Source organism: Tepidibacillus decaturensis (genome assembly GCF_001561915.1).
GTDB classification, from domain to species: domain Bacteria; phylum Bacillota; class Bacilli; order Tepidibacillales; family Tepidibacillaceae; genus Tepidibacillus_B; species Tepidibacillus_B infernus.
On the sequence record NZ_LSKU01000001.1, the window covers coordinates 1013460 to 1028010 of the forward strand.

Consider the following 14551-nt stretch of genomic DNA (forward strand, 5'->3'; position numbering starts at 1 on the left):
AGGACTGTTTTTTATTGTATCAAGATTTCATGTAAAAATTATGATAAATGGGGAAAGATAAACCTAAGCAAAAATGTTAAGGAGGATGAGAAAATGTTTATACGAATTAGAGCCAAATTCCCAGAAATAGAACATATCAATCAACCAGAGGTATTTCCTCCTGCCCCTCCAGAAGCTGAGCCATTTGAGCCGCCAATGCATCCTGAAAGACCGAATATAAAGGAGTAAAATTAATTTATGAAAGAAAGAGGAATCAACATGAACAAACGAATGTTAGCTATCCTGCTTTCAATCACATTAGCGTTAACAGGTATCTATGTTTCATATGATGAATGGTTTAAATCGGACCAAGAATCCTTTGGTAAAACTATTTTAGTCCGAGGAATGAGAGGCGGAGATGTTTACGAATTACAAGGTAGATTAAAATTATTAGGATTTTATACTGGACCAGTTGATGGGGTCTTCGGCTTAAGAACGTATAGAGCTGTTCGCCTTTTCCAATATGAATTTGGTTTAAAGATAGATGGTCTTGTTGGTCCTAAGACTAAGTTAAAGCTTTGGAAAGCGACGAAACACTGGCGGCCAGAATATACTGCTCCCAAAAAGGTAGCTAAAAAGCCTACATTGACTAGAAAGGTATCTACTTATTCAAGAGGAGGTTTCTCAGCTAATGATATTCGAATGATGGCGAATGCAGTATATGGGGAGGCTAGAGGAGAGCCTTATGTTGGTCAAGTTGCTGTGGCTGCCGTTATTCTTAATCGGGTGAAACACTCTTCTTTCCCAAATACTCCTTCAGGTGTCATATTCGAACCAGGTGCCTTTACAGCGGTTGCTGATGGACAGATTTGGTTAACCCCAAATAAAACAGCTGAGAAAGCAGTAAGAGATGCTTTAAATGGTTGGGATCCAACAGGGGGTGCGATCTATTATTTTAACCCTGACACTGCAACATCTGGCTGGATCTGGTCAAGACCACAGATTAAGAAAATTGGAAAACATATTTTTGCAAAATAGTACAAGATAGTATAATAGACCATTTATTACGGGAGTGAATTTATTTGTGGAATTGTGAATATTGTGGTAGTGATAAAGGAATGTATTATAAAGATGGCCAATTTGAAGGAATGCTTTGTTTAGATCCTAATTGTGGTCGTATTAACGAAATAAAAGAGGACCAAGTCATTTATGAAAGTGATTTATAAAGTGAAGAAGGGGGTAAATAGCCTCCTTTTTATTTTGTAAAGGCAAGAATAAAGATTATAATAGAGAATATGGTGAAAGATGGTAGTTGGATGATAATAGGAAGGAGTTGTATTACTGTTGAGACTATCTACTTCTCAAATAAATAATATAACGGTTCATTATTTGCAAACAAATAAATTCAAAACAAATACGATTGTTCTAAATATCGTCCAAGAGTTAACAGAAGAGGATGTTACAAAAATATCGTTGATCCCCAATATCTTGAAAAGAGGGACTGCTCATTTACTTTCAAATCAAATGATTCAAGAAAAATTAGATCAATTATATGGAGCATTATTCCATGTCAACGTCTTTAAAAGAGGAGAAAAGCAAATCGTCCAGTTTAATTTAGAAGTAGCAAACGAAAAGTTTATCAAAGAAGCAATAAATATATTAGCACAGTCCTTACACCTATTAAGTGATTTGTTAACAAATCCTTATACAGTGGATGAGGGGTTTAACCCTGATTTTGTCCAATCAGAAAAGCAATTATTAGCGAATCGTATCAATAGTATTTTGGATGATAAAATCCAATATGCTGAAATGAAGATGATCGATCATATGTGTAAGGAAGAAAGGTACCACCTTTTACCTGATGGGAAAATTGAAGACTTGGATCATATAACCGCTAAAAATTTGTATGACTTTTACCAGAGTTGGGTAAAAACTTCCCCTATTGATTTATTTATTGTAGGGGATTTTAACTCTGAAGAACTGTTACTAGAGATTCAGCGTCTGTTTCATATTAATCATCGTAAGGTGAAATCATTGTCTCCTACACAAGTACATGTACCCGTTAATCAAGAGAAAGTCATCGTTGAAGAGCTTGATGTGAAGCAAGGAAAATTAAACATTGGTTTAAGAACCTTTACAAGTATTCAAGATGATGATTATGTTGCATTGCTCTTATATAATGGAATCCTTGGTGGTTTTTCCCATTCTAAATTATTTGTTAATGTAAGGGAAAAAGCTAGTTTAGCCTATTATGCTGTTTCAAGATTGGATAGTCATAAAGGAATCATGACCATCCAAAGTGGAATTGAAATTGAAAATTATGATAAAGCAGTTCAGATCATTAAAGAGCAATTGAAATTGATGAAAGATGGGCAGATCTCTAACCAAGAATTTGAACAAACGAAGGCTGTTTTATCTAATCAATTAAGAGAGATGCTTGATCGTCCTAGAAAGTTGATTGACTTTGAATATCATTCTGTATTAAGTCAAAAAAATCGATCTTTGGATCAAATATTAAAGGAAATTGAAAGAACAACCATTGATGAGATTACCCAAGTAGCTCAAAAAATCAAAATAGATACGATTTATTTTTTAAAAGATAGAAAGGACAGATCTTGATGGAAAAAATCTTTTTTGAACAATTAGCTGAAACAGTATACTCAGAACAGTTAACAAATGGATTACGTGTTTTTGTGCTCTCTAAAAAGGATTATCAAAAAACATATGCAACCTTTACGACTAGATATGGGTCGATTGATCGTTCTTTCAAGATAGATGGGCAGTTGTTTAATGTACCGGATGGTATTGCTCATTTTTTGGAGCACAAAATGTTTGAAGAAGAAGATGGGGATATTTTTAATCGTTTTGCAATGCAGGGAGCTCAAGTTAATGCTTTTACAAGCTTTGATCGAACTACCTATCTTTTCTCAAGCACACAAAACGTAAAGGAAAATCTTAACACCTTATTAGATTTTGTTCAACATCCTTATTTTACAGATGAAAATGTTGAGAAAGAAAAGGGAATTATCGCACAAGAAATAAGAATGTATGATGATAATCCAGATTGGAGACTTTATTTTGGATTAATTCAATCTTTGTATTCAAACCATCCCATTCATATTGATATTGCTGGGTCAGTAGAATCTATTTATCAAATCACAAAGGAACAATTAGATCTTTGTTATCAAACATTTTACCATCCAAGCAATATGGTACTTTTTATTGTTGGTGGAATTGATCCAATAGAAATTCTCAAAGTAGTTGAAGAAAATCAATCTCAAAAAGTCTTTACTAAAAGAAAAAAAGTTGAGCGAAATTACCCTCCACAAGATGCTGAAGTGAAAGATCGCAACAAGATTCAGTTAACAGTTTCAATACCAAAAGTTTTAGTTGGATTTAAAGATCAACAAATAGGGTTAACTGGTAAAGATTTTTTAAAAAGAGAATTTGGTATTCAAATTTTGTTAGAAATGATCTTTGGTACTGGATCGGATTTATATCAGGAACTTCTTGATCAAGGATTAATTGATGAAGACTTTGGCTTTGAATATCAAATAGAGAATCAATATGGTTTTTCTTTAATTGGGGGTAATAGTAAGGATCCAGACAAATTTATCAATCGAGTGAAAGAGGTATTAGAAAAGAAAAAAACAGGTGGGTTAAATCTTGATGATTTTAATCGAGTTAAGAAAAAGAAAATTGGGGACTTCCTAAGGAAAATGAATTCCCCTGAATATATTGCAAACGAATTTACACGATATATTTTTAATGAAGCGATATTGTTTGATGTATTGCCAACTCTTGAGAGTTTAAACCTATCAGATATTACAGTTCAACTAGAACATTTCAATTTTGAGCAAATGGCTGTTTCAATTGTACATTCTTAGGGAAAGCTGAGGAGAAAAACGGGAATGAAAAATATAGCGTTAGTTACTGGTGCTTCAGGTACCATTGGCTCTGCAATTGCAAAACATTTACTACTGAATAATATCGAAGTTATTATGCAATATCACCAACATCTTGATCGAATAAAAGAAATAGAACAACAGTTTATTAATCATCAGGTTAGGTTGTGGACGATACAAGCAGATTTATCAACAATAGAAGGGATCAATAATCTGTTTTTACATATTGCCCGACTTGGGTTACATCCTAGTATTCTTATAAATGCAGCAGGAATTTCTCATTATGGTCTTATCCAAGATGTCAGTTTTAAGGAATGGCAAAAGGTCATTCATTCACATGTATTGAGTGCGTATTTTTGTTCACAAAAAGTGATTCCAGAAATGATAAAGAATAAATATGGGAGAATCGTTAATATTTCTTCAATCTGGGGTGAAAAAGGAGCAGCCAATGAAGTTTTATATTCAATGGCAAAAGGAGCAATCAATACATTCACGAAAGCGCTAGCAAAAGAACTTGCTCCTTCAGGCATTACCGTTAATGCAATTGCTCCAGGAATAGTGATGTCGGATATGATGGCGAATTTTTCTCAGCTGGAACTTGAGGAAATGAAGAAAGAGATACCACTTCAACGTTTTGCTAGTCCATCTGAAATTGCAGAATGGGTTTATCATTTTTTAGATTCAAATTCCGCTTACGTAACAGGTCAAATTATTCATATCGATGGTGGCTGGAATTAAGCTTTACATCAAGAAAGAAATCAATCGATGATTTTAATTGATCCAAATCTACTAATGTATTTGTGCAAGGACCTTCTGGGCGAGTGTTGGCAATTGCAAGCACTGGAATATGTGAAGGCACATCTTTTACTCCTGCGTACAGGTCACGTTCACAAGCAACAGCGATAATACCTTTTGACTTCTTTTCTTTTAATATTTCTCTCGCTTGCGACCCACCAGCTGCGATATGAAAGTTTAAATGATAACTTTTGGTAAGCTCTATAAGTTCTTCCCTCGTTTGCTTTGATAAGCAACGAGGGACTAAAATTAAAAGTTCATCTTTTGCAATCGGTTGATAGAGAATACGTGTCAAATGATTCCCAACCTGTAGCATGGAATGGACGATCCGATCGTATGAAAAACCTAATTTTTTTCCTATTCCTAATGAGATTTTGGTGATTATTAAATCTGCTAATTGTTTATCTTTGAGATAAAAAACAAAAGGTTTTTTCAACCATAATGTTAATAGAAACAAAATAAAATAAGTAAGGATAAGAACAGTTATACTGATTGTAAGCCAATTTATAAAATTATGAGTCATAAAATTAGATATATGAGGTCGTATAAAAAAATAGACTGTCCAAATCAACCCTAGTAAAAGGATATTTGTGAGTGAGACTAGAGATAAAAATAATTTCGAATCTGTTGCAAGATTCCCCTCATTTTGTTCAATTTGCCCATTCCAATTTTCCCATTCATCACCTAATCGTCTTGGTTTAAGTTCAACGTATTCTTGCTTAGAATTCATTTCATCAATCCCTTTCATTGTTAATATATCAATATTTTGTAACGTATTATTCTTTTTTATTCACCTTTTTTTGTATAAAATATGTTAAAAACATACATATTACAAAATGAACGGAAAAACTATCCGTAAAATTCTAAACAGGAGGTTAAAAATCTATGTCAGTATTAGATAATTTTTCTAATTGGAAGAATTTTTTAAATGAACGGGTGGATCAAGCTCAAAAAATGGGAATGAATAATGAAACCATTTCTAATCTTGCATACCAGATAGGAGATTATTTAGCAGCACAAGTAGATCCAAAAAATAATGAAGAAAGATTATTAAAAGAATTATGGGATGCAAGTAACGAAGAGCAACAAAAAACATTAGCACAAGTTATGGTAAATATGGTTGATAAAAAACAATAATAAAAACCCTTCAAAAAATTGCCCCTCTGATGGGGCTTTTTTTCAGTTTTTTTTAAAATTAAAAGGAAATCTATCCATGATGTAGAATAACTCACAGTATGAAACTAAGCTGAGTGAGGTTTTAAAATGAATGTTGAACATCAATGGTATCTGGAATATCAAATTCATAAAAATAGGCCGGGACTATTAGGAGATATTTCTTCGATTTTGGGTATGATGTCTATTAACATTGTTACAATAAATGGAGTAGACCTGCAAAAAAGAGGAATGATTCTTCAAACGAATGACGAAGAGAAAATCAAATTATTAGGTGATGTGTTAAAATATATTGAAAATATTACAATCACTGCTTACAGGCCTCTAACTATACTCGATCGTCTTGCTGTAAGACACGGTCGGTATATTTGTAGGGATGTAACTGATAATAAAACATTTCGTTTTACTAGAGACGATCTAGGTTTATTAGTCGATTTCTTAAGCGAAATATTTAAGAAGCAAGGACATCAAGTAATTGGAATTAGAGGAATACCGAGAGTAGGAAAAACGGAATCTGTTGTAGCTGGTAGTGTCTCTGCGAATAAACGATGGACCTTTATCTCTTCTACATTACTTAGACAAACGGTTAGAAACCAATTAGCAGATGATGAATTTAATACAGATAATGTTTTTATTATTGATGGAATTGTATCTACTCTTCGATCTAATGAAAGACACCATTCATTAGTAAGAGAAATTATGAGAATGCCTGCAACAAAAGTAATTGAGCACCCAGATATTTTTATTAGAGAAACAGAATTTGACAATGATGATTTCGATTATATCATTGAACTACGCAATCATAATGATGAGGAAATCAGTTACGATTTGATCAACACAGGATTTTCATCTTTTGATATTAGTTAGAATGGAGGTGTATTTATGTCTGAATTAGGAAATATGCTTAAAGAAGTACGCATAAAAAAGGGGTATACAATTGAAGAGATACAAGAAATTACGAAGATACGTTCAAGATATATTCAGGCAATAGAAGATGGGAATTTGGATAAACTGCCAGGACAATTTTATGCCAAAGCCTTTATTAAAAGTTATGCAGAAGTATTGGAACTGGACCCAAGTGTGTTGGAAGAATACGAATCCTCGCTTAACTATTCAAAACCTGAGGAGATCACCATACACCAAGATTATCAATCCATGGCTGGACCTCCATCAAAATGGGGAAAATGGTTAGTTAAATCCCTTGTTTATATCTTAATAGGATTAATTTTATTGTTTATTTACAGGTTTATCGTTACCAATTTTGAAAAACAGCCAGAAACCATACCTGGGAAATCGATCGAGAAAATTGACTTTAGCACTACAGAACCACCACCTAAAAAACAGGAACAGGATCAAACTTCTACAAATAATGGGCAAAATTCAACAATAAATCCTGGAAAAGAAAACCAGCAAACAAAGTCTAATCTACAAATAACGAAGGTAAATTCTTCTACTTATAAAAATAGACCAATGGATGTATATGAAATTTTAGCACCAGTAAATGAAAAGGTGGAACTTCAATTAAAATTTATTGGAGAAAGTTGGTATGATATTCGTCAAGTTGATGCAAAGGGAAAACAGATCATGACAGGAATAATGAACAATGGCCAAGAAACTGAAAAAATAAAGTTAGACCAACCAATATGGGTTCATTTGGGTTATGCTGCTAATGTTGAACTCTATATAAACGATGAAAAAATAAAGGCAGGAATTGAAGATGGCCCCAAATACATTTCTATAGTAAGGAAGGAACCTTCAACACAAGTAAACCAATAGGAACAGACAAGACCTAGGCCTCCTCTTTGAGGCCTTTTTGACACTTTTTTTTCTTGTATTATACTTGGTGAAGAATTAAGGCTTGGTAGAAAGTTGGGGGAATGAATGAAGCAAAAAAAGGTGTCAATTGTTACTTTAGGGTGTGAAAAAAACTTAGTAGATTCTGAGATTATGTTAGGCTTAGTGGAAAAAGAGGGTTACTCCATTACACAAAATAAAGATGAAGCTGATGTTATTATTGTTAATACTTGTGGTTTTATTGATGCTTCTAAAGAAGAGTCAGTGAATACCATATTAGATATGGCAGATTACAAATCGACTGGGAGGTTAAAGTCGTTAATTGTTACAGGATGTCTAAGCCAACGATACAAAGAGGAATTATTAAAGGAAATGCCTGAAATTGACGGAATCGTTGGCACTGGTGACTTTGATCAAATAGTAGAAGTAATTAAAGACTCTTTAGCTGGAAAAAAACCAATTCTTATTGGTAATCCAGTATTTTCTTATGAACAATCTTTACCTCGAAAACGATCAACACCTTTTTATTCTGCTTATATCAAAATAGCTGAAGGTTGCGACCATTCTTGTACTTTTTGTGTGATTCCTTCATTAAGAGGAAAGTTTAGAAGTCGTGGAATTCCATCCATTATTAACGAAGCAAAAGATCTTGTTGCTCAAGGAGTTAAAGAAATTAGTATCATTGCACAAGATACTACATATTATGGGATGGATAAATATGATAAAATAATGTTATCGGAACTTATTAATGAATTATCAATGATTGAAGACTTAGAATGGATTCGCCTTCACTATCTGTATCCGGGATACTTTTCTGATGAACTAATTGAGCTTTTTGCAACGAACCCCAAGTTATGCAAATATATTGACATGCCATTACAACATAGTGAAGATCATATTCTAAAAAAAATGCGTAGACCTGGACAACAAACCGATATAAGGGCATTAATTGAAAAAATCCGCACTCGTGTTCCCGATGTTGCATTAAGAACCTCTATTATTGTTGGATTTCCAGGAGAAACTGAAGAGGATTTCCAATCGCTACTTCATTTTATTCAGGAAGTTCAATTTGATCGCTTAGGGGTTTTTACTTATTCGGAAGAAGAAGGTTCCCCAGCAGCTCGCCTTCCTCAACAAGTCCCTCAAGATGTAAAAGAGAAGAGAGCAAATATTTTGATGGAAGTTCAGCGGGAAGTCGCAAAAAAAAGAAACGATCGTTTTATAGGTAAAGAATTAAAAGTATTATTAGAAAGATTTGACGAAAAAAGCCAAGTTTTTGTTGGTAGATCACAATTTGATGCTCCAGAAATTGATGGGGAAGTATTTGTGAGCATCAACAAGGCAAATATTGGAGATATCGTTAATGTGAAAATTACACATTCTTTTGAATTTGACCTCTTTGGGGAGGGTATAGAAAGTGAATCTTCCAAATAAAATTACACTTGCCAGAATCTTTTTAGTTCCACTAATCATGGTTTTTCTACTTATCAAATTTGATTTTGGAGAAATTATGATAGCTGGGAAAATTACAACATACAGTGAATTGATAGCGACGATCATCTTTATTATTGCAGCCAGTACAGATGGTTTAGATGGTTATATTGCTAGAAAAAGAAAGTTAGTTACGAACCTAGGGAAATTTTTAGATCCTTTGGCAGACAAATTACTAGTTACTGCTGCACTCATTTCCCTTGTTGAAATGCAACGTCTACCTGCTTGGATTGCTATTGTGATTATCAGTAGAGAATTTGCAGTCACTGGTTTACGCCTAGTTGCAGCTGCTGAAGGAAATGTGATTGCGGCAAGTAAACTTGGCAAATTAAAGACTGTGACACAAATTATTGCGATTGTCCTATTAATGCTTAACAATTTTCCATTTTCTTATTTTAATATTGCCGTAGACCAATGGATGATTTGGATTGCTGTTTTAATGACGATTCTTTCAGGTGTTGATTATTTTCTGAAAAATAGGCATGTGATCAGAATAACTAAACACAGTTAAGAAAAATAGTAGGTAATAGCCTACTATTATCTTTTGGAAATGGAAGGAAGGAAAACGGTCATGTTAAAAGGTGAGGTTATTGCAGTAGGAACAGAACTTTTGTTAGGGCAAATTGCAAATACAAATGCACAGTATATCTCGCAAAAAATGGCTGAATTAGGGGTTCCGATCTATTATCATGTAACTGTTGGAGATAACGGTGAGCGACTTAAAGAAGTCATTAAACAAGCTCAGACACGTTCAAACTTGATCATATTAACAGGTGGTTTAGGGCCTACACAAGATGATCTTACAAAAGAGAGTGCGGCAGAGTTGTTAAATCTTCGTATAGTCCTTGACGAGCCTTCATTTGCGAAGATCATTTCTTTTTTTGAACAGAGAAAGACCACAATGACAGAGAACAATAAAAAACAAGCAATGGTGATTGAAGGAAGTGAAATTTTTCCTAATGATCACGGTTTGGCTCCTGGCATTGCTGTTCAAAAGGAAGGAATTCATTATATTTTCCTTCCTGGACCCCCAAGTGAAATGAGACCAATGGTTGACCGATACTTTGTACCGTGGATAAAAAAACAATACCAAGGACATATTTTTTATTCCAAAGTGATGAGATTCATGGGAATCGGCGAATCAGCCCTTGAAGAAAGGATTGTTGACTTGATAGAAAAACAAGAGAACCCTACGATAGCACCCTTAGCAAAAGATGGGGAAGTAACTATACGTTTAACAGCACATGCAAGTACAGAAAATGAAGCTTTAAGCATAATTGAACCGGTTGAAAATGAGATCCATCATCGTTTGAAAAATCACCATTATGCTAATGGTGAGGAAGGAATAGAAGAAGTTGTTTTTCACTTACTAGATCGCCTACAGTTAACCTTATCTGCTGCAGAAAGTTGTACAGGTGGATTGCTTGGAAGACAATTAACAAGGATTTCTGGAAGTTCAAAAGTATATAAAGGCGGGGTCATCTGTTACAATAATGAAATCAAACACCATATACTTCATGTGCCAATAGAAATTCTTGATAGTAAGGGTGCTGTAAGCATGGAGACTGCTGAAATATTGGCAAATGAAAACCGTAAATTATTCAATACTGATCTATCTGTATCTATAACCGGTATTGCAGGTCCTGATCCGGTTGAAAATAAACCAGTTGGTTTGGTTTATATTGGAATTAGTGAAAAAGGAAAGAACACGGTAGTAAAAGAAATCCATCTGTCTGGAAGTCGGACATTTATTCAGCTCCGGGCAGCCAAATATGCTTATTATTACTTATGGGAAAGACTAAAAGAAAGGTTGACATAAGATTTATGAATCAATTTTCACAATTATCGTTACAACAAGATATTAATCGAGCTATTCATGAGATGGGATTTGAAGAACCCTCTCCTATTCAGCAGGCATGTATTCCCGTCATATTAAAAGGTAAAGATGTAATTGGTCATGCTCAAACAGGTACAGGAAAAACAGCAGCATTTGGTATTCCAATCGTTCAACTCGTTACAAAACAACCAAAAGTTCAAAGTATTGTTCTTACTCCTACTCGAGAATTAGCAATTCAAGTATCAGAAGAACTGAGGAAAATTGCCAAATACAAACGACTTAAAGTATTGCCTATTTATGGAGGACAATCAATAGGACATCAAATTCGTGCACTTAAACAAGGAGTACATATTGTAATAGGTACACCTGGCAGAGTTCTAGACCATATACGTAAAAACACATTACAACTACAGGATGTAAAGATGTTTGTGTTGGATGAGGCAGATGAAATGCTAGACATGGGTTTTATTGATGATATTGAAGAAATCATTCGTAAGACTCCTAATGATCGACAGACATTATTATTCTCAGCAACCATGCCATATGAAATTAAAAAACTAGCAAATCGCTACTTAAAAAATCCTGAAGTTATATCTATGAACAGAGGTGAAGTCACAGCACCTTCTATTGAACAAGTTTATTATAAAGTTCTGGAAAATAATAAATTAGATAGTCTATGTCGGATTATCGATCATCATGAAGTAGATTTAGGTATTATCTTTTGTCGAACCAAAAAGACTGTGGATGAGCTAACTGAATCATTGCTTGCAAGGGGATATATTGTCGATGGTTTGCATGGGGACTTAAGCCAAAATCAACGGGACAAAGTGATGAAGAGATTTAGGGAAAAAACAATTGAATTTTTAATTGCGACAGATGTTGCTGCTCGGGGAATAGATGTAGGGAACGTATCTCATGTTATTAACTATGATATCCCACAAGATCCTGAAAGTTATGTCCATCGAATAGGTAGAACAGGAAGAGCTGGAAAGACTGGTATTGCCATTACTCTTGTGACACCAAGGGAAATCAAATTGTTGAAAACAATTGAACAAGAAGTAAAAAATAAAATCACCCCACAGGAATTACCTACTATTGAAGAACTAAAATTGATTCAACAGAAACAATGGAAAAAACAATTGATTGATATAATAGAAAACAATCAAGAGAAGCTAGCAGATTTTAACCTTTTATTGGACGAGTTAGCGCAACAATATGATTGGAAAGAAATTGTTTCTGCTGCATTCAACTTGGCTTTTGTAGACAAATTTCTTTCCCAAAGTGTTCAAGATGAATACGATTTTGGAGAAACAGGTGCGAGACCTGGAATGGTTAGGTTTTTTATGAATATAGGACGAAATGTAGAGTTAACTCCGAAAGAGATTGTTCATATGATTTCAGAGGAGGTTGATATACCAGCACAATCGATTGGTAAAATCAACATTTTTGAAAAATTTTCATTTATTGAGGTTCCTGAGGAGGTAGCTCCATTTGTATATGAGGCTTTAAGATATTCAAGAGTAAATGGATATCGAATTGTTTTAGAGCCTGCTAGGCCTAAATCACAAAAAGTTTAGTTAAACAGCAAGAGAATAAACGTTCGTAAAAAACTCTTGTATATTTTTTAAATTCGGTATAAGATAAGTTTAAAGAGTGGTAGAAAATATTTTAGAAAAGGGGAGAAGACGGTGAGTGATCGTAAAGCTGCATTAGACATGGCGTTACGTCAAATAGAAAAACAATTTGGAAAAGGCTCCATTATGAAACTCGGGGAAGCCCATGCAGCCATGCAAGTTGAAACTGTATCAAGTGGCTCTTTGGCTTTAGATATTGCTTTAGGCATTGGTGGATATCCAAAAGGACGTATCATTGAGTTATATGGCCCTGAATCCTCAGGTAAAACAACTGTTGCTTTGCATGCAATTGCAGAAGTTCAAAAAATTGGTGGACAAGCTGCATTTATTGATGCTGAACATGCTTTAGACCCTCAGTATGCCAGGAATTTAGGAGTTAATATTGATGAACTTTTACTTTCCCAACCTGATACTGGTGAACAAGCTTTGGAGATTGCTGAAGCTTTAGTACGTAGTGGTGCAGTTGATATTATTGTTATCGACTCAGTTGCAGCCTTAGTCCCAAAAGCTGAGATTGAAGGCGAAATGGGTGATTCTCATGTAGGATTACAAGCAAGGTTAATGTCTCAGGCTTTAAGAAAATTATCAGGAGCTATTAGTAAATCAAAAACAATCGCTATTTTTATTAACCAAATTCGTGAAAAAGTTGGAGTGATGTTTGGCAACCCTGAAACAACACCTGGGGGTAGAGCATTAAAATTCTACAGCAGTGTTCGCTTAGAGGTTAGACGAGCTGAAACGATCAAACAAGGTAATGATATGGTGGGTAACAAGACAAAAATAAAAGTTGTAAAAAATAAGGTTGCTCCGCCATTTAAACAAGCTGACGTAGACATAATGTACGGTGAAGGTATTTCTAAAGAAGGTAGTTTATTAGATATCGGTTCGGATTTGGATATTATTGTAAAAAGTGGTGCGTGGTATTCTTTTAATGATGAGCGTCTTGGACAAGGCAGGGAAAATGCGAAACAATATCTAAAAGAGCATCCAGAGATTGCCGAATCAATAGAACAGAAGATAAGAGAATATCACAGTTTAGGTAAGGCTGTTTCTAAAAGTGCAACGGAAGAAGAGGAAGAAGAAGCCTTATTTGAAGTCTAAATGGGTATAGAATAAAGCACCTTTTTAAGGGTGCTTTATTTAATAATATTATTTTTTCAAGTGGTGAACGAGATGTCAAAATTAAAGATGATAACTAAAGTAGAACAGCAAAAAAATAACGCTAAGCGTTTTAATATTTATTTAGATGAACATTATGCATTTTCTGTTCACGAAGATATCTTAATCTCTTTTCGACTACTTAAAGGCAAAGAAATAGATGAAGAACTATTTATTAAAATCTTAGAAGAAGAAGAAAAGAATAAAATCAGGCAAAAAGCTTTGAAATATCTAAGTTATAGACATAGAACTGAAAAGCAAGTAAAACAACATTTGTTGGAACAAGGGTATGAGTTTGAACTTGTTCTCCATGTCATACGCCAATTAGAAGAACAGGAATGGATAAATGATAAACAATATGCAAATCAATTTGTTGAGCAAAGGATTCGTTTAAAACCTAGGGGGAAAAAATTAATAGCTTTAGAATTAAAAAGTAAAGGGTTAAATGATGAAGATATTGAAGAATCTTTAAATCAAATCGATGATGAAAAAGAATACCAGCTAGCATTACAATTAGCGAAAAAAAAGGTACATCAGTATCTTCATCTAGAATGGCATCAAGTTCAAAAGAAATTAGCATTTTTTTTGCAGAGAAAAGGGTTCTCCTATCCCATTATTAACCAAGTACTCCAAGAATTAAAGGATTGGTTTTTTGGACATCTTGACAACTATTCGCATGAATAATACAATTATGGTGCATATCTAGATTTGATATGATTATCATTTTCATATTTTTGTAAATTCTAGTTGAATAAGAAAAGATGAAATGAACGAGTTCAAAGGCC

The 14551-nt window shown here is 34.0% G+C and carries 16 protein-coding genes; 15 read left to right on the forward strand and 1 reads right to left on the reverse strand.

What is annotated here, in order from left to right:
* Positions 1 to 93: 93 nt before the first annotated feature.
* The 6 genes from U473_RS15370 to ymfI all read left to right on the forward strand — a co-directional run bounded on the left by U473_RS15370 (position 94) and on the right by ymfI (position 4622).
* Entirely contained in the window at positions 94 to 228 is a 135-nt protein-coding gene (locus tag U473_RS15370) for a hypothetical protein (RefSeq protein ID WP_255421869.1), read from the forward strand.
* A 30-nt stretch (positions 229 to 258) separates the two neighbouring features.
* A complete protein-coding gene (sleB, locus tag U473_RS04970; protein WP_068727477.1) occupies positions 259 to 1017 on the forward strand; it encodes a spore cortex-lytic enzyme in 759 nt (252 codons plus the stop codon).
* Between the two features lie 44 nt (positions 1018 to 1061).
* Entirely contained in the window at positions 1062 to 1205 is a 144-nt protein-coding gene (locus tag U473_RS14950) for a hypothetical protein (protein WP_181482231.1), read from the forward strand.
* Between the two features lie 118 nt (positions 1206 to 1323).
* Positions 1324 to 2598: an EF-P 5-aminopentanol modification-associated protein YfmF gene (gene yfmF, locus U473_RS04975; protein WP_082732384.1), complete on the forward strand. Its 1275-nt coding sequence runs from the start codon at positions 1324 to 1326 to the stop codon at positions 2596 to 2598.
* Complete coding sequence (gene yfmH, locus U473_RS04980) at positions 2598 to 3866, forward strand: EF-P 5-aminopentanol modification-associated protein YfmH (RefSeq protein WP_068723967.1); 1269 nt, start codon at positions 2598 to 2600, stop codon at positions 3864 to 3866. Before yfmF ends, yfmH begins: the two co-directional genes overlap by 1 nt.
* Positions 3867 to 3890: 24 nt before the next feature.
* Entirely contained in the window at positions 3891 to 4622 is a 732-nt protein-coding gene (ymfI, locus tag U473_RS04985; RefSeq protein WP_068723969.1) for an elongation factor P 5-aminopentanone reductase, read from the forward strand.
* On the opposite strand, the gene U473_RS04990 is transcribed toward ymfI, so the two are convergent.
* Positions 4594 to 5409 carry a DUF116 domain-containing protein gene (locus U473_RS04990; RefSeq protein WP_068723972.1) on the reverse strand — a complete coding sequence of 272 codons (816 nt, stop codon included), beginning with the start codon at positions 5407 to 5409 and terminating at the stop codon, positions 4594 to 4596. The two genes, ymfI and U473_RS04990, sit on opposite strands and share 29 nt — an antisense overlap.
* A gap of 155 nt (positions 5410 to 5564) precedes the next feature.
* On the opposite strand from U473_RS04990, the gene U473_RS04995 reads away from it, so the two are divergent.
* The 9 genes from U473_RS04995 to U473_RS05035 all read left to right on the forward strand — a co-directional run bounded on the left by U473_RS04995 (position 5565) and on the right by U473_RS05035 (position 14450).
* Entirely contained in the window at positions 5565 to 5816 is a 252-nt protein-coding gene (locus U473_RS04995; protein ID WP_068723974.1) for a DUF3243 domain-containing protein, read from the forward strand.
* A gap of 126 nt (positions 5817 to 5942) precedes the next feature.
* The gene (locus U473_RS05000; protein ID WP_068723976.1) at positions 5943 to 6719 is read left to right on the forward strand and encodes a DUF3388 domain-containing protein; all 777 of its coding nucleotides are present in this window, start codon (positions 5943 to 5945) and stop codon (positions 6717 to 6719) included.
* A 15-nt stretch (positions 6720 to 6734) separates the two neighbouring features.
* A complete protein-coding gene (locus tag U473_RS05005) occupies positions 6735 to 7628 on the forward strand; it encodes a helix-turn-helix domain-containing protein (protein WP_068723978.1) in 894 nt (297 codons plus the stop codon).
* 105 nt (positions 7629 to 7733) lie between these two features.
* Entirely contained in the window at positions 7734 to 9080 is a 1347-nt protein-coding gene (gene rimO / locus U473_RS05010; RefSeq protein WP_068723981.1) for a 30S ribosomal protein S12 methylthiotransferase RimO, read from the forward strand.
* Positions 9064 to 9648: a CDP-diacylglycerol--glycerol-3-phosphate 3-phosphatidyltransferase gene (gene pgsA / locus U473_RS05015; protein ID WP_068723984.1), complete on the forward strand. Its 585-nt coding sequence runs from the start codon at positions 9064 to 9066 to the stop codon at positions 9646 to 9648. Before rimO ends, pgsA begins: the two co-directional genes overlap by 17 nt.
* A 60-nt stretch (positions 9649 to 9708) precedes the next feature.
* Positions 9709 to 10956 (forward strand): competence/damage-inducible protein A, encoded by a 1248-nt coding sequence (locus U473_RS05020; RefSeq protein WP_068723986.1) that lies wholly within the window; start codon positions 9709 to 9711, stop codon positions 10954 to 10956.
* A 5-nt stretch (positions 10957 to 10961) separates the two neighbouring features.
* Positions 10962 to 12551 (forward strand): DEAD/DEAH box helicase, encoded by a 1590-nt coding sequence (locus U473_RS05025; protein ID WP_068723988.1) that lies wholly within the window; start codon positions 10962 to 10964, stop codon positions 12549 to 12551.
* Between the two features lie 111 nt (positions 12552 to 12662).
* Positions 12663 to 13709, forward strand: a complete 1047-nt coding sequence (gene recA / locus U473_RS05030) for a recombinase RecA (RefSeq protein ID WP_068723990.1) — start codon at positions 12663 to 12665, stop codon at positions 13707 to 13709.
* Between the two features lie 72 nt (positions 13710 to 13781).
* Positions 13782 to 14450 carry a RecX family transcriptional regulator gene (locus tag U473_RS05035; protein WP_068723993.1) on the forward strand — a complete coding sequence of 223 codons (669 nt, stop codon included), beginning with the start codon at positions 13782 to 13784 and terminating at the stop codon, positions 14448 to 14450.
* Positions 14451 to 14551: the final 101 nt, after the last annotated feature.

What these genes read in the sequence shown, in the direction of transcription:
- U473_RS05025 (WP_068723988.1), top strand. Translation starts at nt 10,962, where the DNA reads ATGAATCAATTTTCACAATTATCGTTACAACAAGATATTAATCGAGCT.
- U473_RS05000 (WP_068723976.1), top strand. Translation starts at nt 5,943, where the DNA reads ATGAATGTTGAACATCAATGGTATCTGGAATATCAAATTCATAAAAAT.
- U473_RS04990 (WP_068723972.1), bottom strand. Translation starts at nt 5,409, where the DNA reads ATGAATTCTAAGCAAGAATACGTTGAACTTAAACCAAGACGATTAGGT.
- U473_RS05005 (WP_068723978.1), top strand. Translation starts at nt 6,735, where the DNA reads ATGTCTGAATTAGGAAATATGCTTAAAGAAGTACGCATAAAAAAGGGG.
- sleB (WP_068727477.1), top strand. Translation starts at nt 259, where the DNA reads ATGAACAAACGAATGTTAGCTATCCTGCTTTCAATCACATTAGCGTTA.
- ymfI (WP_068723969.1), top strand. Translation starts at nt 3,891, where the DNA reads ATGAAAAATATAGCGTTAGTTACTGGTGCTTCAGGTACCATTGGCTCT.
- U473_RS15370 (WP_255421869.1), top strand. Translation starts at nt 94, where the DNA reads ATGTTTATACGAATTAGAGCCAAATTCCCAGAAATAGAACATATCAAT.
- rimO (WP_068723981.1), top strand. Translation starts at nt 7,734, where the DNA reads ATGAAGCAAAAAAAGGTGTCAATTGTTACTTTAGGGTGTGAAAAAAAC.
- U473_RS05035 (WP_068723993.1), top strand. Translation starts at nt 13,782, where the DNA reads ATGTCAAAATTAAAGATGATAACTAAAGTAGAACAGCAAAAAAATAAC.
- yfmH (WP_068723967.1), top strand. Translation starts at nt 2,598, where the DNA reads ATGGAAAAAATCTTTTTTGAACAATTAGCTGAAACAGTATACTCAGAA.
- U473_RS05020 (WP_068723986.1), top strand. Translation starts at nt 9,709, where the DNA reads ATGTTAAAAGGTGAGGTTATTGCAGTAGGAACAGAACTTTTGTTAGGG.
- U473_RS04995 (WP_068723974.1), top strand. Translation starts at nt 5,565, where the DNA reads ATGTCAGTATTAGATAATTTTTCTAATTGGAAGAATTTTTTAAATGAA.